The organism is Nonomuraea sp. NPDC049504, assembly GCF_040676845.1.
Classification (GTDB): domain Bacteria; phylum Actinomycetota; class Actinomycetes; order Streptosporangiales; family Streptosporangiaceae; genus Nonomuraea; species Nonomuraea salmonea.
Map to the genome: position 1 here is coordinate 55,488 of NZ_JBFAPT010000007.1, position 15,634 is coordinate 71,121.

Annotated in this window: 11 protein-coding genes; 7 read left to right on the top strand and 4 right to left on the bottom strand. The window is 71.4% G+C overall.

Annotation, left to right across the window (positions count from 1 at the left end):
• Positions 1–44: 44 nt before the first annotated feature.
• Both AB0K28_RS15500 and AB0K28_RS15505 read right to left on the bottom strand, forming a co-directional pair.
• Positions 45–1,478 carry an aldehyde dehydrogenase gene (locus tag AB0K28_RS15500; protein ID WP_364369787.1) on the bottom strand — a complete coding sequence of 478 codons (1,434 nt, stop codon included), beginning with the start codon at positions 1,476–1,478 and terminating at the stop codon, positions 45–47.
• A gap of 122 nt (positions 1,479–1,600) precedes the next feature.
• A complete protein-coding gene (locus AB0K28_RS15505; RefSeq protein ID WP_364369790.1) occupies positions 1,601–4,630 on the bottom strand; it encodes a M14 family zinc carboxypeptidase in 3,030 nt (1,009 codons plus the stop codon).
• A 203-nt stretch (positions 4,631–4,833) separates the two neighbouring features.
• Here AB0K28_RS15505 and AB0K28_RS15510 point away from each other — a divergent pair, with 203 nt between their 5' ends.
• A complete protein-coding gene (locus AB0K28_RS15510) occupies positions 4,834–5,730 on the top strand; it encodes a hypothetical protein (RefSeq protein WP_364369793.1) in 897 nt (298 codons plus the stop codon).
• On the opposite strand, the gene AB0K28_RS15515 is transcribed toward AB0K28_RS15510, so the two are convergent.
• Complete coding sequence (locus AB0K28_RS15515; protein WP_364369796.1) at positions 5,712–7,025, bottom strand: GH1 family beta-glucosidase; 1,314 nt, start codon at positions 7,023–7,025, stop codon at positions 5,712–5,714. The genes AB0K28_RS15510 and AB0K28_RS15515 overlap by 19 nt on opposite strands.
• A gap of 92 nt (positions 7,026–7,117) precedes the next feature.
• Here AB0K28_RS15515 and AB0K28_RS15520 point away from each other — a divergent pair, with 92 nt between their 5' ends.
• Entirely contained in the window at positions 7,118–7,759 is a 642-nt protein-coding gene (locus AB0K28_RS15520; protein WP_364369799.1) for a TetR/AcrR family transcriptional regulator, read from the top strand.
• 13 nt (positions 7,760–7,772) lie between these two features.
• Here the strand turns inward: AB0K28_RS15520 and AB0K28_RS15525 are convergent, their stop codons facing one another.
• A complete protein-coding gene (locus tag AB0K28_RS15525; RefSeq protein WP_345389104.1) occupies positions 7,773–8,696 on the bottom strand; it encodes an aldo/keto reductase in 924 nt (307 codons plus the stop codon).
• A gap of 93 nt (positions 8,697–8,789) precedes the next feature.
• Here AB0K28_RS15525 and AB0K28_RS15530 point away from each other — a divergent pair, with 93 nt between their 5' ends.
• The 5 genes from AB0K28_RS15530 (at position 8,790) to AB0K28_RS15550 (ending at position 15,606) form a co-directional block, all read left to right on the top strand.
• Entirely contained in the window at positions 8,790–9,149 is a 360-nt protein-coding gene (locus AB0K28_RS15530) for a MerR family transcriptional regulator (protein WP_364369802.1), read from the top strand.
• A 36-nt stretch (positions 9,150–9,185) separates the two neighbouring features.
• Positions 9,186–10,613, top strand: coding sequence for a penicillin-binding transpeptidase domain-containing protein (locus tag AB0K28_RS15535; protein ID WP_364369805.1), 1,428 nt, complete (start codon positions 9,186–9,188; stop codon positions 10,611–10,613).
• 69 nt (positions 10,614–10,682) lie between these two features.
• Positions 10,683–13,058 (top strand): LuxR C-terminal-related transcriptional regulator, encoded by a 2,376-nt coding sequence (locus AB0K28_RS15540; RefSeq protein ID WP_364369808.1) that lies wholly within the window; start codon positions 10,683–10,685, stop codon positions 13,056–13,058.
• Positions 13,059–13,407: 349 nt separating this feature from the next.
• Positions 13,408–14,181 carry an AMP-binding protein gene (locus AB0K28_RS15545; protein ID WP_364369811.1) on the top strand — a complete coding sequence of 258 codons (774 nt, stop codon included), beginning with the start codon at positions 13,408–13,410 and terminating at the stop codon, positions 14,179–14,181.
• Between the two features lie 129 nt (positions 14,182–14,310).
• Positions 14,311–15,606 carry an ABC transporter substrate-binding protein gene (locus AB0K28_RS15550; protein ID WP_364369814.1) on the top strand — a complete coding sequence of 432 codons (1,296 nt, stop codon included), beginning with the start codon at positions 14,311–14,313 and terminating at the stop codon, positions 15,604–15,606.
• Positions 15,607–15,634: the final 28 nt, after the last annotated feature.

The following is a 15,634-nucleotide window of genomic DNA, read 5'->3' on the forward strand; positions in this document are numbered from 1 at the left end:
CCCGAGAGGGGCCTCCGGGGGGGAGGCCCCTCTCAGGCACGGCCTCAGCCCAGGCGGGCGATCGTCTTGTACTCCAGGTAGCCGTTGAGCCCCTCGGGACCCAGCTCGCGGCCTATGCCGCTGGCCTTGTAGCCCCCGAAGGGGGCGTTGGTCTCCAGCATGAAGCAGTTCACCCCGTACGTCCCCGTACGCACCTGGCGGGCCACCTCCATGCCGTGCTCGGAGTCGGCCGTCCACACCGTGCCGGCCAGGCCGTAGTCGCTGTCGTTGGCGATGCGTACGGCGTCGGCCTCGTCCTCGTACGGGATGACCGCGAGCACCGGCCCGAAGATCTCCTCCCTGGCGATGCGCATGTCGTTGGAGACGCCGGCGAAGACGGTGGGGGAGACGTACCAGCCCTTGTCGCGCGGCCGGTCGAGGCCGCCGACGACGACCTTGGCGCCCTCCTCCATGCCGATCCTGATGTAGCCCTCGACGCGGTCCTGCTGCCGTTTGGCGACGAGCGGGCCGATGCCGGTGGCGGGGTCGGCGGGGTCGCCGACGGGCTGCGAGGTGACCATGCCGGCGATGGCGTCCACGACCTCGTCGTAGCGCTGCCGGGAGGCGAGGATGCGGGTCTGGGCCACGCACGCCTGTCCGTTGTTCATCAGCGAGGCCATCGACAGGAAGCCCATGCTGGCGTTCAGGTCGGCGTCGTCGAGGATGATCGCGGCGGATTTGCCGCCCAGCTCCAGGCTGACCCGCTTGAGCTGCTCGCCGCAGATGGCGGCGATGCGCCGGCCCGCGGCGGTGGAGCCGGTGAAGGCGACCTTGTCCACGCCGGGGTGCGAGACGAGGTGCTCGCCGGCCTCGCGGCCGGCCGCCACGATGTTGAGCACGCCGGCCGGCACCCCGGCCTCGGCCGCCCACTCGGCCAGCAGGTACGCGTCGAGCGGCGTCTCGGGCGCGGGCTTGAGCACGATCGTGCACCCGGCGAGCAGCGCGGGCGCGACCTTGGTCATGGTGACGAACTGGGGCACGTTCCACGGCACCACGGCCGCCACGACGCCGACGGGCTCCCTGCGCACGGTGATCGGCCCGAAGATGCCGGGCCGCTGCTCCTCCTGCTCGAACGTCTTGCCCAGCTCGGCGTAGAACTGCAGCATGCCGAGCGGCTGCGGCGCCTGGGCGAGGTTGGAGAAGGTGATCGGCGAGCCCATCTCCTCGGTGATGAGCTGGGCCATCTCGCCCTGCCGCTCGTTGTAGATCGCGGCCAGCCGGCCGATCACCTCGGCCCGCTCGGCGAACGTCATGCGCGGCCACGGCCCGTGGTCGAACGCCTGGCGGGCGGCGGCGACGGCGCGGTCCATGTCCTGGGGGGTGCCGTCGGGCACCCGGCCGACGACCTCCTCGGTGTGGGGGGAGATGACGTCGATCGTCCCGGTGCCCGCTGGGGCCACCCATTCGCCCCCGATGAACAGCGTGTCGTGCTGGCGCATGACGTGGACCTCCTGCTTGACCGAATGCTTGCTTGCTCCAGGTGTGCCTCAAGGTGACCGAACCATGTTCTGTCCGTGCACGCAAGAGGGGCGCGGCGCGGGGCCGCACCCCTCGATGGGCTCTAGCGCGAGGGGCCGAGCAGGTGCCGCATGGACCTCTTGAGCAGGTCCGTACGCGCCGCCTGACCGGTCACGCTCTCCACGCCGAAGCCGAGGTAGACGGTGTCCTCCGTGGTGATGCCGCCGCCCTCCTCGAAGACCTGGTCCGTACGGAACCAGTCGTTGATCGACGGCGAGGTGCCCTCGGGCGGCGCGCCCACCGCCCAGCCGCCGAGGTCGCTCTCGAACGAGGTCGTCATGGCCGCCGCGCCGTCCAGGGTCACCGTGACGTCGTCGAGGAAGACGCCCGCGCCCTGGGTGGCCCAGTCGCTGATGTACGAGATCGACACCTCGACCTGCCTGCCCGCGTACGGGGTCAGGTCGACGCGCCACTGCTGCCAGCCCGCCGAGTTGCCCGACGCCGCGTGCCAGGCGCCCGAGCCGCCGGTCGGCTCGCAGTCCACGCCCTGGTAGCGCTGCGTGAACGGGTGGATCGTGCGCCAGCCGCCACTGTTCTCGACCAGGCAGCTGTCGCCGGCCTCCTGGGTGGTGTGACCGTTGGCGTCCGGCAGCGTGGTCCAGTCGTCGCCGCCCGCCGTCCTGGCCTCGACGGTCAGGAAGTCCCAGTGGAACTCGGTGTCGTACGACGTCCAGAACGACAGCTCACCACTGGTCCTGCCGGTGAGGTCGATCGTCCTGGTCAGCCGCTTCCAGGAGACGTCCGCGATGCCGCTGTAGACGTCCCAGGAGCCGGTGTGCGGGTCGAACGGACCACCTGGCCTGCCCCACTTCACCGGGGCCGAGCCGGCGAACCTGGGGAACCGCGCGGCGGGCAGCACCGCGGAGGTGGCCACGAACGAGTTGGTGTGGGTCTGTTCCAGCGTGGCGGCGAAGCCGTCGAACGCGCCGCCCACCCCGGTCAGCGGGTACGGCTGCCCGGTCGCCTGGTCGGTGCCCGCGTCGTCGAAGAACACGTACGCGCCCAGCCAGTACTGCTGGAAGTCGTTGAACACCGGGATGCAGGGCGGGTCGTCCGGCACCGTGCACTCCGGGTTGCCCGGCTGGTCGGGCTCGTAGTAGTAGGAGCCGTTGAAGTTGGCCGCGTACGACGGGTACTTCCCGGCGTGCAGCAGCTTGCCGCCCTCGTTGAGGTAGTCGCGCACGGCCAGTTCGGTGTCCACGCCGGCCTTCGACGTGGTGCCCGGCACCTGGCCCTCCGACCTCGGGATGATGTCGTCGCCGGTCTCCCAGACCACCGCCTTGTAGTGGCTGAGCACGCCGAGCGGGTGCGGGGCCTGGCGGCCCATCTTGTCCATGTCGTACACGTCGGTGCTGTAGCCGGCGGCCTGGAGGGCTGCGGTGTAGACGCCGGCGTATCTGGCCTCGGTGCCCTCCTGGGCGGGGCTGGGGCCGGTGACGTCCTCGGCGGCGAGCACCAGCACCTTGCCGCCGATGTCGGAGGCGACCGTGTAGGTGAAGCCGCCGCTCTTCCTGCCGATCGAGGTGAACCAGACCTTCACCTTGTCGCCCGGCTTGGTGCCGGTGATCGTGCCGCGCAGGCGGTGGTAGTAGCGGTCGTAGCCCTTGCCGTACCGCTCGCCGCCCTTCCACTCCTTGGTCGGGACGGTCTTCGTGCGGCCGTTGCCGACCTGGTAGTTGAGGAGGACCGGGCCGAGCTTGCGCTTGGCGTTGACCTGGACGACCTGGCTCCTGCCGTGGCTGACCTCGAACGGGTCGAGCACGAAGTCGGGCGTCCTGTTGCCCAGGTGGGTGACCGGCTCGACGGGGTTGACCGCCGACTTCGCGACGTCGAGCGCGAACGGCAGGTTCTTCTCGAACTCGGCCTGTACCAGCGCCTCGTCGTCGGGGAAGACGAAGCCGCAGCCGTCGCAGCCCTCGTTCAGCTCGGGCGTCCACGACAGCGTCCCGTACTTGGCGTGGGCGTGGTCGTTGGTGTCGCCGTTGGTGGTGTAGAGCTCGGCGCCCAGGTCGGGGTCGAAGCCGGGAACGGCCGGCCGGGCGTCGTCGCCGGTCAGCGCCTCGTAGATGGGGTTGTCCGCGGTCTCCGTGGCGATCTGGAAGCCGCTCGGGTAGAGCAGCAGCGGCCCGTAGGAGTGGTAGTTGAGCTGCGTCTCGAACCCGATCCGGCGCAGCAGGCCGTCCATGGCCCTGGTCTCGGGCTCGCTGGCCGGTCCTGCGCCGCGGTAGGTCTCGCTGCTCGGGATGCTCGACGAGCCCTCCTCGTCGTAGTGGAAGTTCGTCGGGAAGTTGCGGTTGGGGTCGACGCCGTCGCCCGTCGTGATCTGGCCGTCGCCGTTCACGTCGCGCAGGTTCTTGCGCCACAGGCGGTTGCCCTCGGTGAAGGTGAAGTCGTAGCCGTCGGGGTTGGCGACGGGGACGAACCACAGCTCGACCTTGTTGAGCAGGTCGCGCAGCTTCGACTTGTTCGCGACCACGTACTTGAGCAGCCGCATGTCGACCTCGGTCGCGATCCACTCGCGGGCGTGCTGGGTGGCCGAGTAGAGCGTCGAGGGCTTGAGGCCGTCGGGCAGCAATCGGGCTCCCGTGGTGACCTTGGCGGCGAGGATGTCCTGGCCGCGCAGGGTCTTGCCGATCGACTGGACCTTGACGACGTCCTTGTGGGCCTGGGCGATGGCCTTGAGTTGGTCGGCGATGCCGCCGCGCTCGGAGTAGGACCGGAAGACGGTGTGGCCGCCGGCGGCCTGCGCCCGCGCGGCCTCCAGCTGGGTCTGGCCCTGAGCGTTGCGCACGGGCTCGGGGCGGTGGCCGAGCTTGGCCAGGGCGTCCAGGTCCGTACGGTCGGCGGTCAGCTCGATGTGCTCCTTGCCGTCCGCGTTCTCCTGCTGGACGACGTCGAAGCCCTTCTCTCTGAGTTGCTGCGCGGTGCCCGGCGGGCTGTCGAGCTCGTAGAGCTCGATGCGGTCGCGGGGCGGCAGGGGGGCCACGGCCGCGTGCGCGGGCGGTGTGACCACCACGACGGACGTGCCCAGGCCGAGGGTGACGGCCGCGGTGAGCTTCAGTAATCGAGACACGGTCTGCCCCTTCGCAGAGACGGGAATCGATCGCCATCTCAGACCTTTGGAGCGCTCCCGGGAAGGCCCAACTTTTAGGTCGGGCTTATGTCGGACAAAAGCCAAAAAACCCCATCAAAGGTGCAGCAGTTCGGTCGTTCGGATGACAGGAATCAAGATCATCTTCTATAGTTTCGGTCCGTCTATGAGGGGAGGGGACGGGTGTGAGAATCTGGCGGCTCGCCGTTCTCGTCGCCGTGCTCGCCGGGCTGCTCGGACTCCCCACCCCGCCTTCCGCCGCAGCCGATCCCTCACCCGCCGAGCTGCGCAGGCTCACCAAGCAGGCGGCCCAGCTCGAAAAGCTCTACCGCGGCCAGCTCCAGAGCCTGGAGGACATCAAGCTCCAGGTGAAGCGCGCCAGCGCCACGTCCGGCACGCTGCAGGCCCAGCTCAAGGCCGCCCAGGAGGAGGTCAGCCGGATCGCCCAGACCTCCTACATGGTCGGGCCACTCGACGGCCTCCAGCTCATCACGCCGTCCGGCGACCCGTACAAGGTGCTCGGGCAGGCGGCGAACATGGCGTACATGGCCAACGAGCGGGCCAGGCGCGTCGAGAGCATCAGGAAGCTCATCGAGAAGTCCAAGCAGGCCAAGCTCAACGCCAACAAGAAGGTCGAGAAGATGGCCAAGGAGATCAAGCGGCTCCAGGCCAAGCGCACCGACATCGAGAAGCTGCTCGCCAAATACGGCTTCCAGCAGCCCGGCGGCGCCGAGGGCCTGACCCAGCGCATGATCCAGGTCCGCGCGGAGATCATGGCCAACTTCCCCATGAAGTACGGCGTCGGCTGCCTGCGCCCCGGCGACCCCGGCGAACACGGCAAGGGCCGGGCCTGCGACTTCATGATGTCCAGAGGCGGCACCATGGCCGCCGGCTCCGACGCGGCCAACGGCGACGCGCTGGCCGCCTGGCTGATCAAGAACGGCGCCCGCATCGGCGTCATGTACATCATCTGGAAGCAGCGCTACTACGACATCCGCTCAGGCGGCGGCTGGGACCCGATGTCCAACCGCGGCGGCGTGACGGCCAACCACTACGACCACGTTCACGTGTCGGTGTTCTGAGCCCGCAGGAAGTCCCGGTACCAGTGGTACGAGCGCTTCGGCGTGCGCCGCTGCGTCGCGTGGTCCACGTGCACGAGGCCGAAGCGCTGGTGGTAGCCCTCGGCCCATTCGAAGTTGTCGATCAGCGACCAGACGAAGTAGCCGCGCACGTCCACGCCCTCGTCCATGGCCCGGCGCAGCGCGGCGATGTGACCGTCGAGGAAGGCGATCCGGTCGGCGTCGTCGATCGTGCCGTCCGGGCCGGGGACGTCGGGCTGCGAGCAGCCGTTCTCGGTGACGAGGATCGGCGGGAGCGCGGCGCCGTAGCGTGACTTCAGGCCGGTGAGCAGCTCGCGCAGGCCGTCGGGGACGACCGGCCAGCCGAAGGCGGTCGTGGGGTGGCCGGTGATGCCCGCGTTGGTGAACGGCAGGCCCTCGTCCGTGGGGGCGGCGATGCGGGTGGGGTTGTAGTAGTTGACGCCCAGCGCGTCGATGGGGGCCGAGACGGTCTCCAGGTCGCCGTCCCTGACGAAGTCGAGGTCGCCGGTGTAGGCCGACAGGTCGGGGTAGGCGCCGGTCAGCACCGGGTCGGTGAACAGGCGGTTGTGCAGGATGTCGTACGCCTCGGCGGCCCGTACGTCCTGCTCCCGCGACGAGGCGGGCCAGACCGGGGTGCAGTTGTTGGTCAGCGCCACCTGGCGCGCGCCGGCCGCCCTGAGCGCCGCCACCGCGCGGCCGTGGGCGAGCAGCTGGTGGTGCGCGGCGGGCAGGGCGCCGGTCATCAGGGCGTGGCCGGGGGCGTGCAGACCCATGGCGTAGCCGAAGGCCATGTGGACGAACGGCTCGTTGAGCGTGATCCACAGCGGCACCCGGTCGGCGAGGCGGGCGCCGACGACGCCGGCGTAGTCGGCGAACAGCTCCGCCACGTCGCGGTTCAGCCAGCCGCCCCGGTCCTCCAGGGCCTGCGGCAGGTCCCAGTGGAACAGCGTCGGCACCGGTTGTACGCCCGCCGCCAGCAGCGCGTCCACCAGCCGGTCGTAGAAGTCGAGGCCCCGCCCGTTGACCGCGCCCGCGCCGTCGGGCAGCACGCGCGGCCAGGCGATCGAGAAGCGGTAGGCGTTGACGCCGAGGTCCGCCATGAGCGCGACGTCCTCGCGCCAGCGGTGGTAGTGGTCGCAGGCCACGTCGCCGGTGTGCCCGTCGCGGGTGCGGCCCGGCTCGCGGGCGAAGGTGTCCCAGATGGAGGGGCCCCTGCCGTCCTCGCCGGTCGCGCCCTCGATCTGATAGGCCGCCGTGGCCGTACCCCACAGAAACATCCCTGGGCCTCCACTGCTACCCGAGTGGGGCTCATGTTATCTGAGGTCGGAGATCCTGACTCGGCCTCACCGGAATACGTCAGGATGGGGACATGACCAGTACCTTGCGCCGCCGCCCCGCCCAGCGCCGGAGCGTCGAGCGCGTCGAACGCATGCTCGACGAGTGCGCGCTGCTGCTCGACGAGGTCGGCTACGACGCGCTGACCACCAAGGAGGTCGCCCGCCGCGCCGAGGTGCCGATCGGCACCTTCTACCAGTTCTTCCACGACAAGCAGGGCCTGGTGCGTGCGCTGGCGCGACGCAACCTGGAGGCGTTCCTCCAGCGCGTCGTCCAGCGCATCCAGGAGACCGGCCCAGGCCACTGGACCGACCTCGTCGACCTCGCCATCGACGTGTTCGTGGACATGAAACGCACCACGCCCGGGTTCGGGGTCGTCGACTTCGGCGAGGTGCTGCTCACCCCGGGCGGGCCCGCCGTCGGGGGCAGCAAGCGGGCGCTCGACGAGACCCAGGAGAACGGCGTCGTGGTGGCCGAGCGCCTGCGCGACCTGATGCTCGGCCTCCTCCACGCCCCCGCGGGCCCGGGGCTCGACCGGGCCCTGCTCGTCGCCATCGAGGCCACCGACGCGGTGCTCAAGCTGGCCTTCAGAGCCGACCCGGCCGGCGACCCCGGCCTGATCGCCGAGTGCAAGCAGCTCGTCCGCCGCTACCTCACCGACCACCTGCCCTCATGAGCCGGCAGGAGAGCTAGCAGGCCGCGTCCAGGCGGGCGCGCAGCTCCGCGTCCAGCGTGAGCCGCGCCCCGCCGATCGCCTCCTCCAGCTGCTCCATCGTGGAGACCCCGACGATGGGCACCACGCCACCGCCGATCAGCCAGGCCAGCACCACCTGGTTCGGGGTGGCGCCCAGCTCGCCCGCCACCTCGCGCAGCGCGGCCAGCCGCCGCGTCGTGCCGGGGTGGTGGTAGATGTCGGGGATCGGCCGGTCCTGCCGCGTGTACGCCCCGAACATCAGCGTGTTGTACGCCCACAACGTGATCCCGGACTCGGCGGCCAGGTAGTCGAGCGTGTCGTCGTTCACCAGCCGGTGACCGGACTCGGCCGGCCTGGCGCCCGGCCGCGGCCGCAGGTAGGTGTGGCGGAGCTGCAGATAGGTGTACGGCGTCCAGCCGTGCCCCGCCGAGATGTTCCTGGCCCGCTCCAGCCGCCAGGCGGCCATGTTGCTCGCCCCGATCGCCCGCGCCTTCCCGGCCCGTACGACCGCGTCGAACGCCCCCAGCGTCTCCTCCAGCGGCGTGTCCCGGTCGTCCACGTGCGCCCAGTACACGTCGATCCGGTCCGTCCCGAGGCGCTGCAGGCTGCCCTCCACCCCCTTGGCGACCACCTCGGCCGACAAGCCCTCGGCCGAGTCGAGCGTCACGTCGCCCGGCACGGTCGGCCGCGCCCCCACCTTCGTGCTGATCACCATCTCGTCGCGGGTGCCGCGCGCGGCCAGCCACGCGCCGATGGCCAGCTCGCTCTCGTCGCCCGAGCAGCCCTCCACCCAGAACGGGTAGTTGTTGGCCGTGTCGATCCTGGTGCCGCCGGCCTCGTGGTAGCGGTCGAGGATGGCGAAGGTCTCGTCCATGCCGACGGACGTGCCGAACGGAATGGTGCCCAATGCGATGTCCATGGCCCATGACTGTGGAAGCTGGAGTGCACTCCATGTCAACAGCGCCCTTATCCGGTTGACCTGGAGTGCACTCCAGGTGGGATCCTGATACCCGTGAGCGTGTACACCCCCGCGGAGGTCGTCGAAGAGACCGGCTTCAGCATCGACACCCTCCGCTACTACGAGAAGATCGGCCTGCTCGAACGCGTCGATCGCAACGCGGCGGGCCAGCGCAGGTTCAGCGAAGAGGACATCGGCTGGCTCGGCATGCTCCGGTGCCTGCGCGACACCGGCATGCCCATCGCCACGATGCTGCGCTTCGCCGAGCTCGTCCGCGCCGGCGACCACACCATCCCCGAGCGCATCGAGCTGCTGGAGGAGCACGACCGCACGGTGCAGGCGCAGATCGGCAACCTCGTCGAGCGCCAGCGCTACATCCACCACAAGATTTCCTACTACCGCAGCGTCCTCTAGCTCCCGCTTTGCGGGGCGGTTGGTACACCTCGAACCATGGCCGGTTCGAGGGCGAGGTGGATCAACGTGCCCCTGGCCCGCGTGGCCATGCTGTGCGCGGTGATGCTGTTCGTGCTGCTCGCGCACATCACGCTGGTGCAGTCGTTCGGCTCGCGCGTGCTCGACGCCGACCCCAGGAACGAGCGCACGCTGATCCTCAGGTACGCCCACCCGCGCGGCGACATCCGCACCTACGACGGCACCACCATCGCCACCAGCCGCCCCACCACCGGCGGCCCCTACCGCTACCAGCGGGTCTACCCCTTCGGCGAGCGGTACGCCGCCGTCACGGGGCACGTGTCGCTGCGCCGGGCGACCGGCGTCGAGCAGACCCAGGAGGCCGTGCTGACCGGCGACGACCCCAGGGTCAAGGTGCGCTCGATGGTCAGCGCGGGCAGCGGGGCGGGCGCCCACGTCCGGCTGACGATCAGGGACCGCGTGCAGCGGGCCGCCCACGACGGGCTCGCCGCCGCGGGGGTGCCCGGCGCGGCGGTCGCCATCCACCCGGCGACCGGCGCCGTGCTGGCGCTGGCCAGCCATCCGACGTACGACCCCAACGCGCTGGCCACCTTCGACCGGCTCAGGCTCGCGCTGACCTCGCGGCGGCTGCGCGAGTCGCCCGATCGGCCGCTGCTCAACCGGGCGCTCAACCGGCTCTATCCGCCCGGGGCCACGTTCAAGCTGGTGACCGCCGCGGCGGCGCTGGCCTCCGGCGAGTACACGCCGACGGCCCTGGTGGACGCGCCGCCGCGGCTGCGGCTGCCCGGCTCGTCCGCGTACGTCCGCGACACCGGCTGCGGCTCCGCCCACCCGACGCTCGTGTACGCCTTCCAGTCGCCCTGCGACACCGCCTTCGCAGGCATCGGGCTGCGGCTGGGGCACGACCTGCTGCGGGACCAGGCGGAGGCGTTCGGCTTCAACGCGGGCGTGCTGCGGATCCCGCTGGCCGCGACCGGCAGCCGCTACCCGGTCACCGCCGACCGGTCGCAGACCGCGCTCGCGGCCATCGGGCGGTACGAGACCCTGGCCACGCCGCTCATGGTGGCCATGCTGTCGGCGGCGGTGGCCAACGACGGGGTGCTGATGCGGCCGTACCTGGTGGAGGACGTCCGGCTCCCCGACCGGTCGGTGGTGAGCCGGGCGGCGCCCGCGCCGTACCGCACGGTGATGTCCCCGGCGCTGGCCCGCTACCTCGCGGCCATGATGGCGACCACCCCCCGCCGCGGCGGCACCCGGTCGGCGGCCCCCGGCGTCCGCGCGGCGATGACGAGCGTCCCCCTCACGGAGGACCACGCCCTGGTCACGGCCTTCGCCCCCGCCGGCGCCCCGGAGGTCGCGGTAGGCGTCGTCCTGGAACGCCCCGGCCCTCAGGCCACCGCCGTCACCACGATCGCCCGCTCGATCATCCAGGCCGCCCTCTCCTGACCGCGGCGTCCGCTCTTGGGGTGGGCGGGGCCCTGGGCGCGAACCGTAGTTGGTGTCACACTCACAGTGATGCTGCGAACCGCCGACCCCAGCAACCTGCCGGCCGAGCCCAATCCTTTCGTGGGCCGGGAGTCCGATCTCGACGAGCTCGTCCATCTGCTCGGTGTCTCCCGGTGCGTGACCCTGTGCGGGGCGGGCGGGATCGGGAAGACGCGGCTGGCGCTGCGGCTGGCCTCCCGCCTGGGCACCGCACATCCGGCGACTCGATCCGGGGGCGTCTGCCTGGTCGAGCTGGCCGATCTCGACAAGGGGGAGCTGCGCGGGCACGTGGCGGCGGCGCTCGGGATCGCCGGCGACCTCGCGGAGACGATCGGCGACCGCCGGCTGCTCCTGCTGCTCGACAACTGCGAGCCGGTGATCGGGGAGTGCGCGGAGCTGTGCAGGGACCTGCTGAGCGCCTGCAAGGGGCTGACCGTGCTGGCCACCAGCCGTGAGCCGCTGCGCGTCCCTGGCGAGACCGTGTGGCGGGTGCCGCCGCTGTCCGTCAGCAGGCCGGACGGCGGTGAGAGCGAGGCGGTGCGGCTGTTCGTGACGAGGGCGACGGCGGCGCGGCCCGAGTTCGAGCTGACCGACGAGACCAGGCCGCTGGCCGAGAAGCTGTGCCGGGCGCTCGACGGGCTGCCGCTGGCGATCGAGCTGGCCGCCGCCATGGTCAGGGTCCTGTCCGTACGCCAGCTCGTCGAGCGCCTCGACGACCGGTTCAGACTGCTGGCGGGCGGCGCGCGCACGGCCCCTGCCCGCCACCGCACGCTCAGGGCGGCGGTCGACTGGAGCTACCGGCTGCTCAGTTCCCAGGAGCGCCTGCTGCTGCGCAGGACCGCCGTCTTCCGCTCGTCCTGGACCCTCGACCTGGCCGAGTGGGTCTGCGCGGGCCCGGGGCTGGCCGAGGAGGAGGTGCTGGCGCGGCTGTGCGACCTGGTGGACAAGTCGCTGGTCGTCCTCGACGGCGAGATCGCCGGGCAGGCCCGCTACCGCCTGCTGGAGACCGTCCGCGAATACGCGCTCGAGCAGCTGGCCGAGTCGGGCGAGGAGGCCGAGCTGCGCGGGCGGCACCTGGCCGCGCTGGCGAGGCTGGGGGAGCGGTTCAAGCACGCGCTGGCCCCGGGCGTACGCACGTCGTGGCCGGTGGTCGAGCGCTTCATCAACCTGTTCGACGGCCTCAAGGCGGAGGTGGGCGCGGCCTGCGACTGGTCGATCGCGACCGGTGCGGCGCGGACGACGCTCGCCCTGCTGGCCGACACCCGCTACCTGCTGATCGGCAGTGGCAGGAAGCTCGACATGGCCGAGCGGCTCGACCGGCTGCTCGCCCTCGACGACGCGCAGGTGCCGGAGGCGCTGCGCGGCCAGGCCACGATCCTGCGCGGCGAGCTGGCGCTGGCGGCGGGCGACGTCGAGCCGGCGCTGCGGCACGTACGGGCGGGTCACGAGCAGTGCGCGGCGGCCGGCGACGAGTACGGCGAGACGATAGGGGCGATCGTGCTGTCCCAGCTCACCGGCGACCAGGCCCTGCTGGACCGCGCCCTTGAGCTGACCGGACGCTCGGGCGACCTGGTGCTGGAGTCGCTGGCCAAGGCCGTCAGAGCGCGCTCGGGGCTGCACCACGGGCGGCTGAAGGAGGCCAGGCGGGACTTCCGCGACGTGCTGAGCGTCCACGAGGAGCTGGACAACCACTACGGGCAGAGCCTGGCGCACATCGGCCTGGCCCAGGTGGCGCGGCGCTCCGGCGACCTCGCGGCGGCCAGGCGGCACTACGACGCGGGGCTGCGCCTGCTGCGCCACATCGACGCCCGCCAGCACATCGTGAGCTGCCTGGCCGGCCTCGGCAGGGTGGCGCTGGACGAGGGCGACCTGACCGAGGCGCGGGCCAGGCTGACGGAGGCGCTGACGCTCAGCCGCGACGCCGGCCTGCGCGCGGGCATCGCGCGGCGGCTGGAGGCGTGGGCGGTGCTGGTGGCGGCGGAGGGCGACCACCGGCGGGCGGTGCTGCTGGCGGCGGCCGCGGTGACGCTGGGCGGGCGGCAGCCGGACGCGCGTACCGAGGACGTGCTGCGACCGGCCCGCGACCGGCTGGGCGAGGCCGTGGTCGGCGTGCTGTGGGCCGAGGGCGCCGCCATGACGGCCGAGCAGGCGGTGGCCTGCGCGCTCGACGGCGAGCTGCCCGAGCCGCCGGCCCGTCCCGTCGTGCCGGTCAGCCGCGACAGCAGGCTCACGGCCAGGGAGCGGGAGATCGCCGAGCTGGTCGCGCGCGGGCTGAGCAACAGGGCGATCGCCGAGGAGCTGGTGATCAGTCCGGCGACCGTCGCCAGGCACGTCGCCAACATGCTCGCGAAGCTGGGCTTCTCCACACGTACACAGATCGCCGCATGGGTGATCGGCGGCCGGTGACGTCTCTACACATCCCGGCGCCCGTCGGCTTACATCGTCGAATGGCCATGTCAGCGCATGTGCGGGGGCATTGTGCACGCCTACCGTTCTTCGTGTGATCGGCCGTGCCGCGCGATCCCCGTCTCATCCCAACGGGGAGCCGCGCAGCCGTTCGGTCGATGACGTCACGCACCCACACGGGGAGCGGCCTTCTCGGAGGGGTGGGGGCCGGGCCCCGGGCGCGTGACAGCGGGCCCGGGTCGCGCAGGGCTCGGGCCCGCCCACACGTTCCTCCCCATCGCCGAATGCACATCCGCCTACATAGATCGGTGGATGCTCGCCCGCCTGACCCCGCCGTACGTTGGCGGGCATGAGACCCACCGCCCCGGCCACCGGCACCGTGATCCACGAAGTGTTCCGCCGGGCCTACGAGCGTGGCGACCGGCCCGCGCTGGTCGACCTGCGGGGCGGTCACGTCTACGGCTACCGGCGGCTGGTGACCGAGGTGACCAGGGCAGCCTCGGGGCTCGTGCGCAGGGGCGCCCGGCGTGACCAGGTGGTGGGCGTACATGTCTCCACGGCGGGGGCGCAGACGCTGGCGGTGCACACCGTGGTGGCCGCGGGCGGGGTGGCGGCGCCGGTCGAGGCGGGGGCGGGGGCGTACGAGCTGGCCGAGCGGCTGCGCGAGTGCGACGCCCGCGCTCTGATCACCACGCCTGACCTGGCCGAGTCGGCGATCCAGGCGGCCGAGCTGTCGCGGGTGCGTCAGATCTACTCGCTGGGCCGCGCGCTCGACACGATCGACTTCCGCTGCCTGCTCACGCTGGAGCCGACCGCGCTGCCCGCGCTCGACGCGGCGAGCCAGCCCGCGCTGCTGCTGGCCGACGGCCGCCGCCTGTCCCACGCGGGGCTGCTGGCCCGGATGGCGGAGCTCGATGTGCGCCTTCACCTGGCCGAGTCCGACGTGGTGCTGACCACGTGGCGGCCCGACGGCGGCTGCGACCTGCTCGCCCTGGTGGCGCTCGGGGTGTCGAAGGGCGCTCTGGTGGTGGCGGCGGGCGGCGGTGACCTGGCGGGCACCCGGCACGACTTCGGCGTCACCGTGCTCGCGGGCCCTGGCGGCACGATGGAGCGCGTCGCCTGACGGCCCGAATATGCGGAGCTGTTACCGCCCATCCCTTGACGAGGCGCGGCACGAAGTGGGTTGATAGCCACACGTTGACAACGTTGTCAAGTGTCAAACCTTCGGGGGGATCGAAGGGATGGTGTGGGCATGCGACGGTGGTTAGCAGCCGTATCGATCACGATGGTCAGCGTGCTGGGTCTGGCGGCCTGCGGAGGCGACGGCGGCGGACAGACGGCGCAGACACCCGCGGCGGAAGGCGGCGGGAAACAGCAGGTTGAGGTCTTCTCCTGGTGGACAGGGCCGGGTGAGGCCGACGGCCTGCAGGCGATGAAGAAGATCTTCGAGGAGAAGAACCCGAACTACACCTTCTTCGACGCCGCGGTGGCGGGCGGTTCCGGCGACAAGGCCAAGGCGCTGCTGCAGTCGAAGCTCCAGGCCAGCACTCCGCCCGACACGTTCCAGGGTCACGCGGGCGCCGAGCTGCAGGGCTACATCAAGGCCGGCAACCTGGAGGACCTGACCCCGCTCTACGACGAGCTGAAGCTGAAGGACGTCTTCCCCGAGCAGCTCGTGGAGCAGATCAGCGTCGACGGCAAGATCTACTCCGTGCCGGTGAACATCCACCGCTCGAACGTCCTGTGGTTCAACCCGGCCGTGCTGAAGGAGGCCGGTGTCGCGGGCGCGCCCAAGACGATCGAGGAGTTCGTCGCGGCGCTGGAGAAGGTCAAGGCCAAGGGCAAGATCCCGCTGTCCATCGGGTCGGAGTGGACGGTCACCCACCTGCTGGAAAGCGTGCTGCTCGGCACGCTCGGCGCCGACGCCTACAACGCGCTGTTCAAGCCGGGCGCCGACTGGAACAGCCCGCAGGTGACGACCGCCCTGCAGAGCTTCGCCAAGATCATGGAGTACGCGGGCGACCCGCAGGACGACTGGCAGCCGGCCGCCAAGCAGGTGGCCGACGGCGAGGCGGCGTTCAACATCATGGGCGACTGGGCCTACGGCTACTTCCACAACCCGCCGGAGGGCGGCCTCGGCAAGACGTCGAAGACGGACTTCGACTGGGCGCCGTCGCCCGGCACCGAGGGCACGTACCTGTGGCTGTCCGACAGCTTCACGCTCCCCAAGGGCGCGAAGAACCGCGAGGGCGCCACGGCGTGGCTGAAGGTGGCCGCCAGCAAGGAGGGCCAGGACGCCTTCAACCCGAAGAAGGGCTCCATCCCCGCCCGCAAGGACGCCGACCAGTCGCTCTACACCGACTACCTGGCAGACGCGCTGAAGGACTGGTCGAGCAACAAGCTCGCCGGCTCCATCCAGCACGGCGTGGCGGTGAACCAGCCCTGGCTGGCCGCGATCAACGAGGCGGTCGGCCTGTTCATCGGCACCAAGGACGTCAAGGCGCTGCAGCAGGCGTTGGCCGACGCGGCCACGGCCAACGCGCAGTAACAGCCGCTCGACAACGGCACGGTGCGGC